Source organism: Streptomyces sp. NPDC029169, assembly GCF_055563935.1.
This window is the reverse complement of sequence record NZ_JBVHXA010000025.1, coordinates 32,450-50,486: the sequence shown is the minus strand read 5'-3', so window position 1 is coordinate 50,486 and position 18,037 is coordinate 32,450. Positions and strand designations below refer to the sequence as shown.

The 18,037-nt window shown below is 74.5% G+C and carries 9 protein-coding genes and 1 pseudogene; all 10 read left to right on the top strand.

The window, feature by feature from the left end; genetic code table 11:
• The first annotated feature begins 114 nt into the window (after positions 1-114).
• Positions 115-837, top strand: coding sequence for a Crp/Fnr family transcriptional regulator (locus ACZ4VI_RS33095; protein ID WP_468005402.1), 723 nt, complete (start codon positions 115-117; stop codon positions 835-837).
• Positions 838-915: 78 nt separating this feature from the next.
• A complete protein-coding gene (locus ACZ4VI_RS33090) occupies positions 916-1,725 on the top strand; it encodes a nucleotidyl cyclase domain-containing protein (RefSeq protein WP_468005357.1) in 810 nt (269 codons plus the stop codon).
• Entirely contained in the window at positions 1,722-4,133 is a 2,412-nt protein-coding gene (locus ACZ4VI_RS33085; protein WP_468005356.1) for a hypothetical protein, read from the top strand. The genes ACZ4VI_RS33090 and ACZ4VI_RS33085 overlap by 4 nt, the downstream gene beginning before the upstream one ends.
• Positions 4,130-5,497: a hypothetical protein gene (locus ACZ4VI_RS33080; RefSeq protein WP_468005355.1), complete on the top strand. Its 1,368-nt coding sequence runs from the start codon at positions 4,130-4,132 to the stop codon at positions 5,495-5,497. Before ACZ4VI_RS33085 ends, ACZ4VI_RS33080 begins: the two co-directional genes overlap by 4 nt.
• Positions 5,494-6,009, top strand: coding sequence for a Pycsar system effector family protein (locus ACZ4VI_RS33075; RefSeq protein ID WP_468005354.1), 516 nt, complete (start codon positions 5,494-5,496; stop codon positions 6,007-6,009). Before ACZ4VI_RS33080 ends, ACZ4VI_RS33075 begins: the two co-directional genes overlap by 4 nt.
• A 6-nt stretch (positions 6,010-6,015) precedes the next feature.
• The gene (locus ACZ4VI_RS33070) at positions 6,016-8,508 is read left to right on the top strand and encodes a VWA domain-containing protein (protein ID WP_468005352.1); all 2,493 of its coding nucleotides are present in this window, start codon (positions 6,016-6,018) and stop codon (positions 8,506-8,508) included.
• Positions 8,509-8,545: 37 nt separating this feature from the next.
• Positions 8,546-11,890: a tubulin-like doman-containing protein gene (locus ACZ4VI_RS33065; protein WP_468005350.1), complete on the top strand. Its 3,345-nt coding sequence runs from the start codon at positions 8,546-8,548 to the stop codon at positions 11,888-11,890.
• Positions 11,887-14,277: a hypothetical protein gene (locus ACZ4VI_RS33060; RefSeq protein ID WP_468005348.1), complete on the top strand. Its 2,391-nt coding sequence runs from the start codon at positions 11,887-11,889 to the stop codon at positions 14,275-14,277. The genes ACZ4VI_RS33065 and ACZ4VI_RS33060 overlap by 4 nt, the downstream gene beginning before the upstream one ends.
• Complete coding sequence (locus tag ACZ4VI_RS33055; RefSeq protein ID WP_468005346.1) at positions 14,274-16,454, top strand: hypothetical protein; 2,181 nt, start codon at positions 14,274-14,276, stop codon at positions 16,452-16,454. The genes ACZ4VI_RS33060 and ACZ4VI_RS33055 overlap by 4 nt, the downstream gene beginning before the upstream one ends.
• Positions 16,454-18,037: pseudogene (locus ACZ4VI_RS33050) on the top strand (hypothetical protein); the annotation flags it as partial. The gene ACZ4VI_RS33055 and the pseudogene ACZ4VI_RS33050, both read left to right, overlap by 1 nt.

The window sequence follows — 18,037 nt, the reverse complement described above, 5'->3', positions numbered from 1 at the left end:
GCGTGGCTGCGTACGACTCTTGAGGTGGGACCAGACACACACGACGACGCGCGCGCGGGCGCGGCCCGTCACGTGGCCGACGGGGCCTCGCGGGCGGGGCGGGGGTGAGTGACAGTGGGCCTTTTCGGCCAGGACAGCTCGTTCCTGCACGCCCTGCCCGACCGGGACCGCCGGGCACTCCTCGCCGAGGGAACGCCACGCGCCTACGAGCCCGGCGAGGTGATGATCCGGGAGCGGGACACCTCCGCGTACGTCCTCGCGCTGATGTCGGGCTGGTCCGTCGTCTCGGTCGAGACCGAGCGCGGCACCCGCCTCATCCTCGCCCTGCGGGGAGCGGGCGAGGTCGTCGGCGATCTCGCCGCGGTGGACCGGCGGCCACGCAGCGCCACCATCACCGCACTCGGCCGCGTCGAGGCCGTCGCCGTCTCCGGCGACCGCTTCCGGCACTTCCTCGCCACCCACCCGCACGCCACCTCACTGATCATGCGCCAGCTCTCGGCCCGGCTGCGCAGCGCCGACGTCGAGCGCCGCTCCCTCGCCTCGGAGACGGTGCTCCAGCGGCTCGCCGCCCGCCTGGTCGAACTGGCCGAGCGGGCGGGGCGGCGCGCCGGCGCCGGCACCGTACTCGAACTGCCGCTGTCGCAGCACGACCTGGCGGCGGCCATAGGCGCCACCAGAGAAGCCGTGGCCAAAGCGCTCCGGCTGCTGCGGGAACAGGACGTCGTCCGGACCGCGAACCGCCGGGTCGTCGTCATCGACATGCCCGTCCTGCTGCTGCTGGCGCAGGGCGGATCACCCCACACGAAACCGGCGGAGAAACCTCCGCCGGGTGTGTAAACGGCTACATCGCCGGCCGCCGTGCGCGGCCAGGCTTGACCCGTCACCACGGCACCACGGCACACACAGGGAGTCCGAGTGAGCAGTGCGGGAGCGAGCGCGGGAGCGATCCACCGGCTCGTCGTCTTCGGCGACGCCGTCGGATCGGGGACCTTGGGCATGGACGCGAAGAGGCTGATGCGCACCGCCATGTACGAGGCGTTCGGAGAGGCGTACGCCGCCATCGGCGTCGAACCGGGCACCGTCCACCAGGAGGACCGGGGCGACGGCATCCTCGGGGCACTGCGCCCGGACGTACCGCCGACGTTCGTCGTCGGACGGTGGATCGACACCCTGTACGAGTGTCTGCGCGAGCACAACGCGGGGCGGCGCGACCGGCTGCGGATGCGGGTCGGCATCAACGCGGGACTGGTCCTGACGGACGGCCACGGCCTCGTCGGGCGGGCGGTCGACCTCGCCTGCCGGCTCTGCGACAGCCCCACGGCCAAGCAGATCATGACCGCCGCGCCGGACGCCGATCTGCTCGTGGTCGTCTCGGACTGGCTCTACGCCAACGTGGTCGTCGAGGGCGGTCGTTACGTCGAGCCGGCGCACTACCGGCAGGCCCGGGTGCGCTCCAAGGAGACCGACGAGACCGCCTGGTTCCACCTGCCCCGCCGGCCGGCGCCGCCGCTGCCGTCGTTCGTACCGGGTGACCCAGAGACCGGCGGTGGGCCGGCGCGGGGGGACGGCCCACCGCCCACCGAGGTGCCTGACCTTCGCCCCGAGCCCGGGCGGCGGTACCACGCCGACGGTGATCTCCAGGTGTTCGAGGGCAACACGATCCACGGCGGTTTCACCGGCATCCGCAAGGACCGGCCCGCCGCCGGAGAGGGGGAGACGGTATGAGCGATCAGGACGACACCCCGGCCTCGGACGAGTCACGGGACGACGTCTCCTCGTCCGGCGGCGGGTCGGGCGGGTCCGGCGGATCCGGTGGCGGGTCCGGCGGCGGGTCCGGCGGATCGAGCGGATCCGGCGGGTCCGGGGGAGCGGGAGGCGGCGACACCTCCGGCCCCGAGCGGCCCGACGCAGGCGCCGAACCTCCTCCGGAGCCGAACCCGTTCGACCGGGCCGGCCGCAGCCCCGTCGACGGCCTCGGCGGCACCGGCGGCGCCGGCACCGCGCGCGCTGCCCTGGCGACGTTCGCCCCCCAGCCGGCCGGCCGTACCTACGAGATCCGCGGCGACGGGCAGATCTACGAGGGCAACCAGTGGATCACCCAGTTCTGGGCGGGAACCCGGCCCGAGCTGGTCCAGGGACCCGTACCGCAGGAGACCCTCCAGCACCTGGACGACGTGTACCGCGAAGTGCCCGGCTACGCGCGGATGCGGGACCTCCTGCGCGGCAACCGCCTCCTGGTCCTGTGCGGCGAACCCGGCAGCGGCCGCAAGGCCACCGCCCTCGCCCTGCTCTCCGAGGTCACCGACCACAAGGTCAACCGGCTCGACCCCCGCCACCGCGTCGACGAGATCGACACCGAGGCCCTGGAGCGGGGCTTCGGCCACCTCCTGGAACTGCCCTCCGACGACGGCCTGGCGGCCGAGCACGAGCCGCACCGCGGGAGCGGGCGCGACGAGCACCGCGACAGGACCCGCCGTACCCGCGTCCGCCTCTCCGAACTGCACCTCGACCGGTTCAGCGAGCAGCTGCGCGACCAGGAGGCGTACGGAGTCGTCCTCGTCGAGAGCGGCGACCTCGCCGACCGGATGCTGCGCGGACGGTACGGGATGTACTGCCCGCCGCCGCCCTCCGACGAGGTCCTCCACCGCCACCTGCGGACGCTGCTGCGGGGCGAGCCCGAAGGCGCCCTCGACGGCGCGACGGCGCTGGCCCGGCGCGAGGACGTGACCAAGGCCCTCGGCCTCGACGCGCTGCGCCCCCGCGAGGCGGCCCGGCTCGCCGACCACCTCGCCCGGCGGCAGAAGGAGGAACTCACCGACGAGGAACTCCTCGAGGACTGCTCGGCGTTCGTCCGCGCGCAGGCGCGCTCCTGGTTCGCCGGAGCGGACCGCCCCGGCACCCTGCCCGAGGCACTGCCCGCCCTCAACGCCACCGCGTTCCGGATCGCCGTCGCCGTCTTCAACGGCTCGGCCTACAGCATCGCGGCCGAGGCCGCCGAACTCCTCACCTGGGAGCTCAGCTCCACCCTCGACCCCGAACAGCCCCCGGGGCGACGTCTGTTCGGCACCCACGCCGACAGCCGGCCCGCCCTCGCCCGCTCCGTCCTGGAGGACGGCGAACTCGACCTCGGGCCGGCCAAGGTCCCCGTCCGGGCGATCCGCTTCCAGGGCGACGCGCTCGCCACCGCCGTCCTCGGCGAGGTCTGGCACGGCTACCACAACGTGCGCGGCCCGGTCTCCCGCTGGCTCCGTACGCTGTGCCACGACCCCCGCCCCGAGGTGTGGGTGCGGGCCTCCATCGCCGCCGGGGTGCTCTGCTCCTGGGACTGGATCTACGGGTTCGGCGAGCTGATCGCCCCCCTGGCCGGCATGGACACCGCCGTACCGCGGATGGCGGCCGCCACCGCGCTCGCCGAGGCGGCCCGCGACCCGCGCGTGCAGCCCGCCGTCGTCGCCGTGCTGAAGGACTGGGCCGGCGGCGACGACGACGAACTCCGCGACACCGTCCTCCTCGCCCACGGCTACGTCCTGGCGGCCGGGACGGTGAAGGGCTCGCTCGACGCGCTCGCGCGCGTGGTGCGCGGGCGGGAGGCCACCGACGTGGACGTCATCGGCACGGCCTCGTTCAGCGTCGTCCGGCTGCTCGCCTCGGGTGAACCCGAGACGGTCACCCGGCGGATGGCGGAGTGGCTCAGGGACGGGCGCCTCAATCTGGCCAACCTGGTCCTCGTCTCCATGCTCAACACGCTGACGTTCCGCACCACCCACCTCTGGGGGCTGCGGGACGTGCCCGAGCTCGAACCGCACGCCGCCCGGCCACTGCTCGTCGCCCTGCTCGCCACCCGGCCCGCCCTCGCACCGCAGCTCGCCGCGCTGCTGCGCCACACGCTCAGCACCGCGCGCTCGGGCGAGGCGGCCCTCGACGGCCTGGGGAGCATGCTGCGCCGCGCGGCGAAGGACGAGGAGGCGCTGGACCACGTCTGCCGGCTGCTGCCGCTGCTCGGGGTGAGCCGCAGGGACCGCGACCGGTTGCGCGGGTTGCTCAAGGAACTGGTCGGTGACCGGGACCGGCCGATGGACCGGCGCGCCGCGGGCCGGATGTGGGACGCGGTGGCGGAAGGAGCCGAGCGATGAACGACCCCCAGAACCAGAACAGCACCCAGAACCAGAACGACCCCCAGAACCAGAACGGCGGATCCGGAGGTCAGGGACAGAAGGCCGGGGAGAAGAGCGCCGGGCCGCTGATCCGCGAGGTCTCGCCCCCGTACAAGCGCACCAGCGGCGCGGTCGCGGCCGTGCTGATGTACCGCAACGGCGGCCACCGGATCATGTGGCCCGACCGCACCGAGGACACCAACAAGCCCATGCTGGGCTCTCCGTACACCGTCTTCGAGGTGCGGACCGGTCGCCACGTCACCGAGTTCGACCTGAGCCTGCCCGCCTCGGGCGACGGCATCTTCTTCAAAGCCGCCGCCCGGGTCGTGTGGGAGGTGGCGGACCCGTACGTCGTCGTCACCCAACAGGTCTGGGACGTCGCCGAGTTGCTCCGTGACGACCTCCTGGACGGGCTGCGGGCGGTGTCACGACGGTTCCGGCTCACCGACGCCCAGCGCGCCGACGAGGCCGTACGGGACGAGCTGAGCTCCGGGCGCTTCACCCTCGGCGAGGACCTCGGACTGCGCACCCGGGTCCTGGTCTTCATCGACCTGGACGACACCATCAAGGAGGAGATCGGCAAGCGGGACAGGGTCAGTGTGTCCATGCAGGTCGACGAGCGGGAGATCGAGCAGCGGCGGATCAAGGAGCAGGCCGAGCGGCGGCTCGTGTCCGAGCGGGCCCGCGATCTCGAAGAGCTGTTCCGGCGCGGCGACCTGGCGCAGATCGCCCATCACATGGCGATGAACCCGGACAAGCAGTGGGAGATCAGGCGCGAGCTCCAGCACGAGAAGCGGGAGGGCCAGGCCGACTTCCTCGCGGTGTTCAACCGCCTTCTCGACACCGGCGTCCTTGAGCGGCACGACATCGGCGAACCGATGTACCAGGTACTGGAGTTCCTGCGGGAGAGCACGGGCACGGTACTCGGCGGGGTCGCCGGGCACGTCCTCAACCCGCCCGGTCCCGGCCGCAGAAGGGCCGCCCTGGACAGCGCGCGCCCCGAGCCCGTACTGCCGCCGTGGCACGACGACACCCGGGACGGCCGGGAGGAGGACGCTCGGGACGTCCGGGACGTACCGGCCGACGACAGGTGGGAGGACGTGGACCGCGAGGAGGAGCGGCCGGTGTACGAGCCGACCCGCGTCCAGTCGTCCTCGGAACGCGACCGCGACGATCGGGCCCGCCGCCGGCACCAGGACGACGAGGACCGGGACTACGAGGACCGGGGATTCGGCGAACGGCGGTACGACGACCGGCGGTACGACGACCGGGACCGGGACGACCGTGATCGTGGCCACTCCCGCCGCCCCAGCTCCGACTTCGACGACTGGGACGCCGAATGACCGCGCCCACCTCGCCCGCGCCCCCGACCCCCACGCCCGTCGCGGACACCGCCGATCTCCGGTTCATGGCCGAGCGGCTCCTGACCACCGTCCGCGAGGACATCGGCCGGGCCGACACCAAGGCGGCGATCCTGCTCTCCGGCGCCCTCGCCTTCCTGGCGGTGGTCTTCTCCCGGGACCGCGGTCCGCTGCCCTCGTCCGGCACGGGCCTCGTCCTGCTGGGCGTCGCCGGGGCGCTGTGGACGGCCGGGGTCCTGATGCTCGTCTCGGTGGTCCTGCCCCGTACCCGTATCGGCGCGGACCGCACCCTGCTGCGCGAACTGACGTCGGGGACGAGCCCGGACGCGCTGCGCGGCCGGCTCATGGCGTCCGGCGGGGACGCCACCGACTGGCTCCTCGAACAGGCGAGCGTGCACGGTGTCGTGCTCGCCGCGAAATACCGGTGGCTGCGCCTGGGCGTCTGCGCTCTCGTGCTCGGCGCGCTGCCGGCCCTCTTCAGCGGACTGTGGTGAGAGACGATGCAGTGGAGAAAGACCGGGGGCGTCACGCTCCTCGCCGGGGCGCTGCTCGCGCTCTCCGGCCCGCTCGACCCGCTGGGAGCCCTCGGCCCGGGTGTGGCGGACGCGGCTGCGCCACGGACTCCATCGGCGGCGGCCGATCCGTCCGAGGGCCCCGACCCCATCGACTTCGCCGTCGTCGTCGACCAGTCGGCGAGCCTCGCCGACAAGGACCTCGCCCTGGAGACGGAGGCGGCCGCCCTGCTCAGCCAGGGTGAGATATCCGAACGCTCCCGGGCCACCGTCATCGGCTTCGGCAGCTCCGAGAAGCCGGGCCAGTCCCCGGTGCACGAGGTGTGCCCGCCGACCGTCGCCGACGCTGCCGGGCGTCAGCGCCTCAGCGACTGCGTCCCGCGGCTCAGCCGCCGGGACGCCGCCCGCATGGGACCCGGCACCGACTTCCCGGCCGCGATCCGCCAGGCCGTCTCCCGGCTCACGGAGGACGGCCGCAAGGACACGCCGAAGGTCGTCTTCCTGCTCACCGACGGCAAGCTGGACGTCAGTGACAGCCCCGAGTACGGCCCCGACAAGGCCGTACGGCAGAGCAACGGCGAGAAGCGGCTCGCCGAGGAACTCGCGCGCGCCCGCGCCGCCTCCGTCCAGGTCTGGCCCCTGGGCTTCGGCGGCGAGATCGACCGCGCCGCGCTCACCGCGATGGCGGAGGGCGGCTACCGGGGCAGCTGCGCCGACGTGCCCGGGGCCGTCCCCAGGATGCGGGTGGTCGACACCGCGGCCGGGATCGACAAGGCGCTCCAGGAGACGTTCGCGGCGGCCCGCTGCGCCCGGATCGCCCACGGCACGGTCGGCAAGCCGCCGGCCGACCTGTCGGTCACCATCCCGCCGATCGCCACCGACGGCTCGCTCACGGTCGGCAAGCACGACCCGAAGGTGCGGGTGACGTACTACGACCCGAGCGGGCGCAAGGTGCCCACCCGGGGCGAGTTCGACGGCTCCACCTTCGAGGTCAGCGGACAGGACGGCCCGGTCGAGGCACTGCGCGTCAAGAACCCGATGCCCGGCCGCTGGCGCGTCCACATCGAGGCGCCGGAGGGCCACCGGGACCGCGAGGTCGCCGTACGCGCGATCTGGCAGGGCCGGCTGCGCTCCGAGGTCACCCTCGACCCCGCCTCGCCGCGGCCCGGCGAGGAGACCGTCGTGGAGGTGCGGATGCAGACCCGGCGCGGGGTCGTCATCACCGACCCGAAGCAGCTGGAGGGCGTCACTGTCACGGCCGTGCTCAGCGGCGCCGGCTTCACACCGGTCACCGCCCGCCTCACCGACGACGGGCAGGCCCCCGACCGCCGGGCTGGCGACGTACGGTTCACGGGCCGGATCACCGTCCCGGCCGGCGCCACCGGCGACCTGGAACTGGTCACGGACATGGCCGCGCCCGGCATCACGTCCGACCGCCGCCCGCTGCACACCACGACGACCACGGGCACCCCGTCCGTCGCCGTCGGGCTCACCGTCGACCGGGTGACCGTGCACCCCGGAGCCACCGTGCGGGGCACCCTCGACGTCACCAACAACGACAGCATTCCGCACAGTCTGCGCCTCGCCCTGGCGGACCAGGCCGCCGGCTCCGAACTCACGCTGTCCCCGGCCACGGTCACCGCCCAGCCGGGCAAGCGCACCGTCGCCTTCACGGTCGCCGTCGGACCGGGCACGCCCGTGGGCGAACTGGGCGGCCAGATCACGGTCGTGGACACCGGGGACGGGGACCGCACCCTCGACACGGCCTTCCTGGACGTACGGGTGGAGCCACCGCCCACCTGGTGGGACCGCTGGTGGTGGGCCGTGGCCGCCGGGGCCGCGGTCCTCCTGGCCGCCGGGGTCTTCACGGCCGTCCGGCTCGCCGCCCAGCGCCGCCGCAAGGACCTGACCGGCGTCCGGCTCGAACTCCTCCGCGACGGAACCGTTCTCAGCACGGTCACCGTCCGCAAGGGCCAGAGCCCCGGCGGCGAGTACTTCTTCACGGTCGAGGAGGCACGCGGGGCCGCCCCCTCGCTGCGCCGGGCCCGCGGCGCGCACTCGGCCCACCGGCTGCGCCGGACGGGCGGCGGCGAGCTGCTCCTTCGCCCCCGCGGGGGGCGGGAGTTCGGCGTGCGCCCGGGGGTACCGGCGGGGCTCGACGACTTCGAGCTGCTCGTCGGCGACGGCCGCCGCTCGGGCCGCCCCGGCGGCGGTACGGGTCGTACGGGCGGTGGCGGCGGCACGGGTCGTACCGAGGGCGCCGCCCGATCTGTGGGCCCGAACCCCACGCGTGGCTCAGGCGGATGGCGCGACCGGTTCACCCGCCGACCCTCCACCCCCGGCGACCGGAACGGCGGCCGGGACCGTAACCCCGGCCGGGACCGCGACCGGAGCCGTACCGCAGGCCCCGACACGGGCCGCACCGACGCGGGTCGCCCCGAGCAGCCCACATCCACCAGCCAATGGGACCCGAACTTCTGACCGGCCCACGCACGACAGGGTCTCAAGGGGAGAGAACATGAAGATCTACCAGCCCATGCTCTTCGTCGGCCTCGGCGGCACCGGCGGACGCATCGGCAGCGAACTGGAACGGAGCCTGCGCAGAGAGCTGTGCGGCCCGGACGGCACCGACCTCGTCGACGGGGGCAAGCGGCTGCCGTTCCAGCTGCCGGAGTGCCTCCAGTTCGTCTACGCCGACTTCAGCGAGGGCGACCTGCTGCACCAGCCGCAGTTCCGGGCCAAGGGCGCAGAGAGCCAGGCCTACGCCCGTACGTCCAGGATGGTCCGCGACCTGCTGCCGGCCGAGTTCGACTCCTCGCCCGACGTGACCCGCATGCTGCGGATCGCGCTGCACGAGGAGACCAGGTCGTGGCTGCCGCCGCAGGCCCGCCAGCCCCGGGTCGCCCCGCTGCACGACGGCGCGGGCCAGCTGCCGACCGTGGGCCGCGCCGCGCTCTTCGCGACCATGCGCCACGGCCTCGAACCGGTCCTGCGTCAACTGCGCGAGGCCATCAGCGCCATCGGCACCTCGGCGGGCGACCTCCAGCGGGTCGGCGGCAGCCGGATCCGGGGCTGCGACGTCTTCGTCGCCTTCTCGGTGGCGGGCGGCACCGGCGCCGGGATCTTCTACGACTTCCTCCACCTCATCGGGCACGAGTTCCGCAGCGCCAAGGTGCGCGGCGTGAAGATCTACCCGCTGGTCGTCATGCCCTCGGCGTTCCCGCCCGAGGCGGGCGGCGGCCGCGAGGCCGAACTGAACGCGGCCCGCTCCCTCGTGGACCTGTCGCGGCTCGTGGACGACCAGAACGTGCCGGACGCGCTCGACGAGCTCGGCGACGTCGAGCAGCGGAGCCGCATCAGCGTCCACTACCCCGGCGAGGGCGTCGTCAAGCTGCGGGCCTCGACCGTGCAGACCGCCTTCCTGTTCTCCAAGCCCGCGGTCATCCGCCCCGAGGACCTGCGCCGCTCCATCACCGCCATGGTGATGTCCCTCATCGGCACCGAACTCGGCGAGGACACCGGCGCGGGTAACCGGGGTGAGGACGACTACCAGTCCTTCGCCGCCAGCTTCGTCAACAAGAGCGTGGAACGGTCCACCCCGGCCCGTACCGGCATCGGCTACCGGGGCATGTCCACCAGCCTCGCCGCCTCCCTCACGGTGCCGGTCGACGACCTCGCCGAGATCGTCGCCGCGCGCCTCCTCGCCCAGGCCGTCCGGGGCATGACCGAGCGGGCCCGCCGGCCCGCCTCCGAGGCCCCGGAGTTCGTACGGGAGCTCTTCAACCGGTCCGGGATCGGCCGGCTGTGGACCCGGGAGGCCCCGGACGTGCCCGCACCGGAAGACCTTCCCAAGGGAAGCCGGGCGATCACCAAGGCGCTGTTCGACCGGGTCGGTGACATGGAGGACTCGCTCGACCGTCTGGCGAGCACCCTCGAACGGGAAGTCCCGCGTCTGGTCGAGGAGTTCAAGCCGGGCGCCGGAGTGCGCGAACTGCTCGACAAGATCGGGCCCTTCCAGCTGGAGGCCGTCCTGAACGGGCTGCCCGGCCACACGGACCGGGTGGCCAGGGAGGGCTTCACCGGCATGCTCGACAACCGGCGCAACGAGCCCGAACGGCCCCCGCACGTCCAGACCCACGCCCCCGCGATCCCGCACATCAGGCGCGGCGCGGGCGGGCTCGTACCGGCGCGCTGGAACGATCCCGACGTCCAGGACGCGCTGGCCCAGCAGGACGACTGGTACCGGTGGCGGGCCCGCAGGCTCTGGCACAGCGGCTGGCAGGAGGGCGAGACGCAGTGGCGGGACCCGCTGCACCGGATCGTCCACGACCTCGGCGAGCTGACGAGCGCGCTGCGCGCCCACGAACAGGACGAGGGCCGCCTCTTCGCCGACCGCAGGCGCGAGCTCTACCGCGACGACCGCACCGGCATCACGTACCTCCTGCCCCCGCAGAACAGCCTCCGGGCCTTCTACGACGACGTCCTCGACCGGCTCGCGCAGAGCGAGCGGCTGCCCGAGAACGTCGACGCCGCCACCCTCCTCGGCCGGCTGGTCAGGCCCGAGGACTGGCGCTCCGCCCTGGACGCCGTCCGCCGCTCGCCCGGCGCCGCCGTCAAGGAGATCAAGCAGGTCGTCGAGCAGCGCGTCAAGCGGCTCTTCGGCGAGGCCAACGAGGACCGGTACACACGGCCGCTGCTGCCCTCGATGGAGCTGCTCCTTCGTGCCGCGTCCGGGGACGAGGCCGCCGAGTCGAAGATCGACGTGCGCTGGCTCGAACAGTTCCGCGCCGGGATCGCCGGGCTGCTCCCGGTGGGCTTCAGCCCGGACGGCGGCGGGCCCCTCAAGATCCTCATCGTGCATCCGGCGAGCGAGTCCGACACCCGCGCGGCCGAGTACCTCGCCGAGGAGCTGAACCTGCCGGCCGGCGGGACCCAGGAGTACCGGGCCGTGGACACCGACTCCATCACCGTGGTCCTCTTCCGCAGCGGGATGAACCTCACCGACATCTCCGAGGTGCGCAGCGTCCTCAGGCTCTGGGCCGAGGCACGGGACTCGGCGGGCGAGGACGACTTCCTGCACTGGCGGCAGCGGCTGGGCTACCGCGACGACTGGCTGGTCTCCACCGAGGAGGACCGGCAGCGGATCCTGCACCGGCTCCTCAACGCGATGTGGAACGGTCACATCCGGATCCAGGGACCGGCGGACTCCCCGGAACTGGTCCGGATCCGGCTCCAGGAGGGCGAGTCCGCGACGATGTCGCTCCGTCTGGAGGGCTTCGACGGAGCGCTCTCCAGCTGGGCCGGGCTGCTGCGCGGATACGAGCAGTCGGCGCTGCTCGACGAGGGACAGATCGTCGAGGTGTTCTGCGAACGGCTCATGCGCTCACTGCCCCGCGGGCTCACCCACGTCCCGGCCGAACCCTCGCCGCTCTTCGTCCACCTGATCGAGAAGGTCGTCCCGCGCCAGCTGGTGCTGCTCGACGAGCTGAGCGCGGAGTACGACGAGAGGGACGCGGAGTGGCTCGCGCCCCTGCGCCACTTCTGGACGGAGACCTTCCCGGCCGCCATGAACCGCCGCTTCTCCGGCGCCGGTCATCCGGTACGGCCCAGCCTGCAGGCCCTCTTCGACCGTTACGTCCAGGTACAGGCGCAGGCGGCGGCGCAGGCGCAGTCGCAGTCGTACGAACCCGACGAGCCCGAGCCCGAGCCTGAGCCGACGTACAAGCCCGCCCCCGCGCCCGCGCCCGCTCCCGAGTCCGCCCCCGCGCCGACGTACAAGCCCGCCCCCGCGCCGACGTACAAGCCCGCCCCCGCGCCCGAGGAGGTCCGCTACCCCTGGGCCCTGGACGGTGAGGAGGAGTGAGCCCCCGCGCGACCCCGGAGCACCCGGTACCCGGCCACGCCGTGTGCCTCGACCTCAGGGCCCCGCTGCATGACCCCGACGCCGTGGTGCGCGCCGCGCTGGACGTACCGCAGCCCACCGGCAAGCGGCGCTTCGTCGTCCTGGACGACGCCGACCGGCTCGTCGCCCACCAGCTCCTCCACGAGCGCCTGTCGTCCCACGGCCCCGCGCACATCGTCGTCCTGGCCGTCGGCGTCCCGGGGCAGCGCACCCTGCGCCGCTCCCTGACCCTGCGCCCGCCCAACGCCGGGGTGCTCTGGCTGCTCGACGACCCGGACGACGCCGCCCTGCGCCCGCTCGTCGACGTCATCTCAGGACCCGAGGTGTTCCGGGCCGTGCTCCAGGCGCTCGCGGAGGTGGTGCACGGCGTGGCCGTCCCCTCCGCCCGCGTCCTGGAGCACGACCTCACCGACGAGGCACGCGCGCGCTCCTGGCGGCAGGCCGTGGAGGGCCTGGCCGGGCCGGACGTGCCCGCCCAGGCGCCCGTCGCGGAGGGCGTCCCCGCCGAACTCGCCGTACTCCTCGACGAGTCCGTCCCGCGCTCGCTCGCCGGTCATGACTGGCTCCCGGCGCACGGACGGGCCGGGGGCCTCCTGCTCACCTGCGAGGAGGCGCTGGACGACGCGGTCGAGGGTCATGCGTGGGTGCGCCGCCCGGCCGGACTGCTCACCGGGTCCGGCCGGACGCTCGACCTGCCCGGCGACATCGAACGCCTTGCCGGCGCCCTGAAGCGGTTCCGTACCGCCGTCGCGGACGCGTTCGGCGCCGCGGGCGGCGCCCGGCTCACGGCCGAGCACCGCGGGCACCTGCGGGACCGGGGCGTCGAACTGCCCGAGATGCCACGGGAACTCTCGCGCGCGGGAATCGTCCCGGCCCTGCGCGACCACACCTACGAGCTCATCGGACGGGGGCTCCCGCTGCGATCGGTCGCCGCCCGCCTCTCGGCGCTCTCGGCGCGTACCGCTCCGGCGGGCAGCGCCGCCCGCCTCGCCCGGCTCGACGAGATCTGCTCCACGGAGGAGCTGAACCGCCTGGCCGCACAGCAGCCATTCACGGCCGGCGGCTCGCGCGCCGTCGCCGCCGCGGTGAGCGCCGTCCTCGCCTTCCTCGCCGGGCTGTGGCCGGTCGTCGGCTGGGCATTCGGCCCAGCCGTCGGCGTACTGAGCGCGGTCCTCGCCCATCTGATGCTGCGGCGCAGGCCCAACCGCTCACCGGACGGCCGGCTCGACGGCGGCGGGAGCGCGGGCGCCGCGCCCCGGCTCTTCGGCGGCCTCGCCGGCGGGGCGGCGGGGGCGGGCGTGGGCCAGCTCCTCGGCCTCCCGCTCTGGGCGGGCGCCGCGACCTTCGTGGTGGCCGTGGCCGCAGTCGTGCTCCTCGCTCTCCGGGACTGGACGAGGGCGGTGGACGACTGGTGGGCCCGGGTGGACCCGGAGCGAGCGGGTCCCGTACTGAAGGAGATCCACGCCCTCGTGGTCACGACCGCCGTGCACGACTGGCTCTTCGCCGACGTGCGGCACCACTGCTCGGACGGCGCCGGGGCCGTCGCCCGGCTGCTCCGCGGCCTGGCGGCGACGGCGGACGCGTACGAGTACGGGGAGGGGGACGGCCCGCAGCGTACGGAGGTCCCGGTGAGCGGGGACACGGCCTGGAGCTGGGGGGACTGGGCGGACAGCGCGGGCGACGACCTCTGGTCCGACGTACCGGAGGCACCCGACGTACTGGGCCCACCCGACAGTCATGTCCCCGGGCCGCAGAAGTCCGCTTCCTCCGACTCCACGCCCGCCTGGCTGGAACGCCGGCTCGGCGACGGCGGCCCCGCCCTCGTGGACACCCTCGTCGGCGATCTCGTCGACGGCACCGTCCGTATCCTCGACGGCTGTTGGGCGGGGATCGAACGCGATCCGGCGAACGCCGGCCGGCTCTCGCTGGACGAACGGCTGACCGCGCTGCTCCACGAGACCCGCGTCCGCCTGGAGCGGGACGTCGCCGCCTCGCCGCCGCCCGGCGGCGGGGACGGGCGCGACCGTCCCGACGCGGCCCGGCTCACCGGGGTCGCGCCGGACGCGGTCGCCCGGCTGATCGCCGCCGACGACGACCCGGACCGCACGGTGCCGCTGTGCGGCCCCGAGCATCTGCGGCTGCTGACGCACGACCCCTCGGCCGCCCGCCAGGTCCGGTTCGTGCCCGAGACGATGCGTCGCGGCGCCACGGGCGACGACATCTGGCGGGGCACGGCCGACGACGTGGTGTGGACGGGCGGGGGACGCCATGCCGGCATCCTGCGGCTCGTACCGCTGCGTCCGGACGTGGTGCGCATCGTCAGGGCAGAGGAGGCGGGAGCGCCATGACCGAAGCGGACGCCGTGCAACACACGCACATGCACGAGGAGTTGGAGTTCTCCACGCATCTGGAGGAGTCGATCCGGTTCGCCGTCCGCTACGGCGAGGACCGTAGGCTGCCCGGCCGTCCCGGAGTCCTCGCCCGTGAGGTCACGCTGAGCGCCGGCTGGCCGGTCCTCCAGTTCCGGCTGCCCCTCTCCGCGCAGGCGGACCCGCATGCGTACGGCATGCTCGAACGGGAGGTCTCCGCCGCCGTCGCGCTCGAACGGCGGTATGGCGCCGAGAAGTTCGGGGAGGTCTTCACCCGGGTGGTCGGCTTCGACCTGGAGTGCGCCGAGCCCTTCGTGCTCTACCGGCCGCCCGCGGGTGCCCCGCTCACCGAGTGCGCCGGCGGCCTCACGGGTGACGAGCAGCAGCGTGTCTTCGCCCAACTCGCCCTCGCCGTACGCCTCCTGAACGATCTCGAACTGGTGCACCGGACGATCGCCCCCGACACCGTGCGCTGGGACGGCACCCATGTGCGGCTCTGCGAGCCGTACGCCGCGCTGCGCGACGGGGAGGCCCGCGAGGCCTTCGGCGCGGCCCCGTGGGCCTCGCCCGAACAGCGCGCGGGCCGAGGGACCGCGGACACCCGTGACGACCTGTGGTCCGTGGGCAGAATCGGCTACTTCCTCCTCTCCGGCCACCCCGACCGGGGCGAGGGCCCGCCCGAGGACCTCGGCGACTACCGGCGGCTCGCGGCGCTCGAACACAGCGGGCTGTTCGCGGCGGACGCGGCGGCCCGGCCGTCCCCCGCCGAACTGATGCGGCTCCTGCACGTCCCCGACCCGCTCGCCACGGCCGTCGGCACCGCCGATCCGCTCAGCCGGGGCCGCGCCGAGTTCGACGCGCACATCGCGCGCAAGCGCGAGGCGTCGGCGTCGGCCGCACCCGGGTACGGAGGGGGATGGGCGGCGGAGGTGCCCGTACGGGACGGTCCGCGCAACCCGTACGACCTGGTGCCCCCGCGGCCCTCCCTGCGCGCCCGGCTCCGCGCCGGTTTCGGCGGCGACACCGCCGACCGCACCCCGCCGCCCTCCGCGCAGGCGGCGCCGGCCCCCGCTACCGTACCGCCGCCGGCGCGCGGGCCGATGTGTCCGCACTGCCTGCTGCCCGTCGCGTACGACGAGAGTCTGCTCGTCACCATCGACGCCAAGGGCAACCGGATACCGCTCGACCTCAGCGGCGAACACCGGCCGGCGATCCGGCGGGAGATCCTGCGCAAGGCGTACCACCTGTGCCCGCACGCGGGGCCGGGGGACGAGGCGCACGAACTGCCCGTCCCCTACCTCACCAACGGCGATCCGCTGTCCATCGCCTTCGTCGGCAGCTCGTCCGTCGGCAAGACCCATCTGCTCGCGGCCATGCTCGGCGAGGTCGAGCTCGGGGGCCTGGAGCAGTACGGTCTGAAGTGCCTGCCGCTCAACCCGGACGCGCACCGCACGTTTCTGCGCGAGCGGGTGCAGAGTCTGCAACAGGGGCGGCAGTTGGGCCGCACCGGCCAGCAGACGTTCGCGCGGTTCGCCGACGGCCTGCTGGTCTCCGCGCGGGGCGCGACGCCCCGGCCCGTCGTCTTCTTCGACCTGGCGGGCGAGGATCTTGCGCAGGACGGGGAGGTGACGCGGTTCCTGACGGGCGTCGACGCCTTCGTCTTCGTCCTGGATCCGCTGCGGGCGCTGCGGATGCCGTCGCTCGACCCGGTCCGCGAGCAGGACGGGCTGCCGCGGCGTGATCTGGGCGACGAGGCGTTCACGACGGTTCTCAACCGGATAGAGCGACAGAGCAACGGACTTGTCGGCGCGCCGGCGGCGATCGCCGTCAACAAGTCCGACCTCGTCCGCTTCGAACCGGCCGTCGACCGGTGGCTCGGCCGCGCACTGCCCCCGCGCCTCGACCGCGAAGCGCTGCGGGCCGAGAGCCGGGACGCCTACGCGTTCCTGTCCCACCACGCGAGCCGCGCCTGGCTCAAGCCCTTCGACGACTGCGCCCGCTGCACGCTGCACTTCGTCGCGGCGACCGGCGGGCAGGCGAGGGGCGACCGGTTCCCGCACGGGGCCCGGTCGCGCCGGGTCCTCGCGCCGCTGCTGTCCATCTTCGCCATGTGCGGGCTGCTTCCCGAGGCGGAACCGATCGAGGGGGGAGCCTGATGGCCCGGTCGAGGTACGAGGCGGACCAGATCGTCTTCCGCTGGGACAGCGAGAACGCCGTGGGCACGACCGGGTTCGGACCGGTGGCCTGGTCGGGGCCGCGGGACGAGGTGGAGACGCTCTTCCAGATCTACGGCGCGTTGCTGCGGGCGAGCGGTGACGAGACGCGGCCCGCGCTGCTCCGGGTGGAGCAGCGCGCGGGCGTCGTGCTGATCCGCCGTACGCCGTGGCGGGACCCGGGCGGGCGGGCGTCCGTGATCTGCCACGCGCTCGTCGGGTCGCCGGAGTTGCTTGACCCGGCGCTCTGCCTGGGGCTGCACGCGTGGGACTGGGAGGGGGCGGAGCTGCCGTCGGCGCGGGTGCGGGGGGCGCTGCCGGTGGTGCCGAGGGAGGTGCTTGCGGCTTCGGCGGGGGCGGGGCTGCGGGCGCTCGACATGGCGCTGCCGGGTGCGGAGCGGGAACTCACGGGGGCGGTCGCGGAGTTGCTGCGGTACCCGCAGGCTCGGTTCACGCTCCTGGACGAGCGGGGCGACACGGCGTGCGCGGTGCTGCGGGGGCTGCACGGGATGTTCGGCGACGTCCCGCGCCCGCGCCGCTGGACGTTCGCGAGCCACGACACGGCCGAACTGCCCAAGCTGCGTTACGTGTTCGTGGGGCGGTGGGCGGGGGCGGCGAGCCGGAACACGGACCGCCGCCGGGTGGACCCCCTGGAGCGGGTCGGCGACCGGGCGGAGGAGCTCGCGGCGCGCCTGGTGCACCACCACCTGCGCGGCGGCCCGGAGGGGTCGGTCGCGACGGCCCTCCGCGAGGCCCAGGGCGTCGGCGACCTCCCCCTCCTGGAAACAGCGGAACGCGCCCTGACCCGCCTCGAAGCCCCCCGGGTACGCGGGGCCGGGCGGGGTCCGCAGGCGGACGGGAACGGCAGGCCGGCCGCTCGGGAGCCCGGGCTGCACGGCAACCCGCGCGCGCCCCACGCGGCGCACGACCCCGATCCGCGCCGCCCCGCCCCCCACGGCGCCCCGAACCGCCGGGAGGACCCGCCCCCCGACGCGGGGCGCGAGGCCGGGGAATCTCCCGGCCTGTACCGGGAGGATCCGCCGGGGGCGGCCGACGGGGGCCGGGACGGCTCCGGCCTGTACGGGGAGGAGCCGGTCCCGGGGGCGGCCCGCGATGCCCGGGAGGGCCCCGGGCTGTACGGGGAGGAGCCGGTCCCGGGGGCAGCCCGCGATGCCCGGGACGGCTCCGGGCTGTACCGGGAGGATCCAGACCCGGGGGCGGCAGACGGGGGCCCGGAGGGCCCCGGGCTGTACCGGGAGGATCCGGACCCGGGGGCGGCCCGCGCTGCCCGAGAGGGCCCCGGCCTGTACCGGGAGGACCCGCCCCCGGGGGCGGCCCACGGGGGCCCGGACGGCTCCGGCCTGTACCGCGACGCTTCCGACGTGCACGCGCCGGGTGTGTCCCAGGTCGAGCCCGGGCGGCCCGAGGGGGCCCACGGGGGCCCGGACGGCTCCGGCCTGTACCGCGACGCTTCCGACGTGCACGCGCCGGGTGTGTCCCAGGTCGAGCCCGGGCGGCCCGAGGGG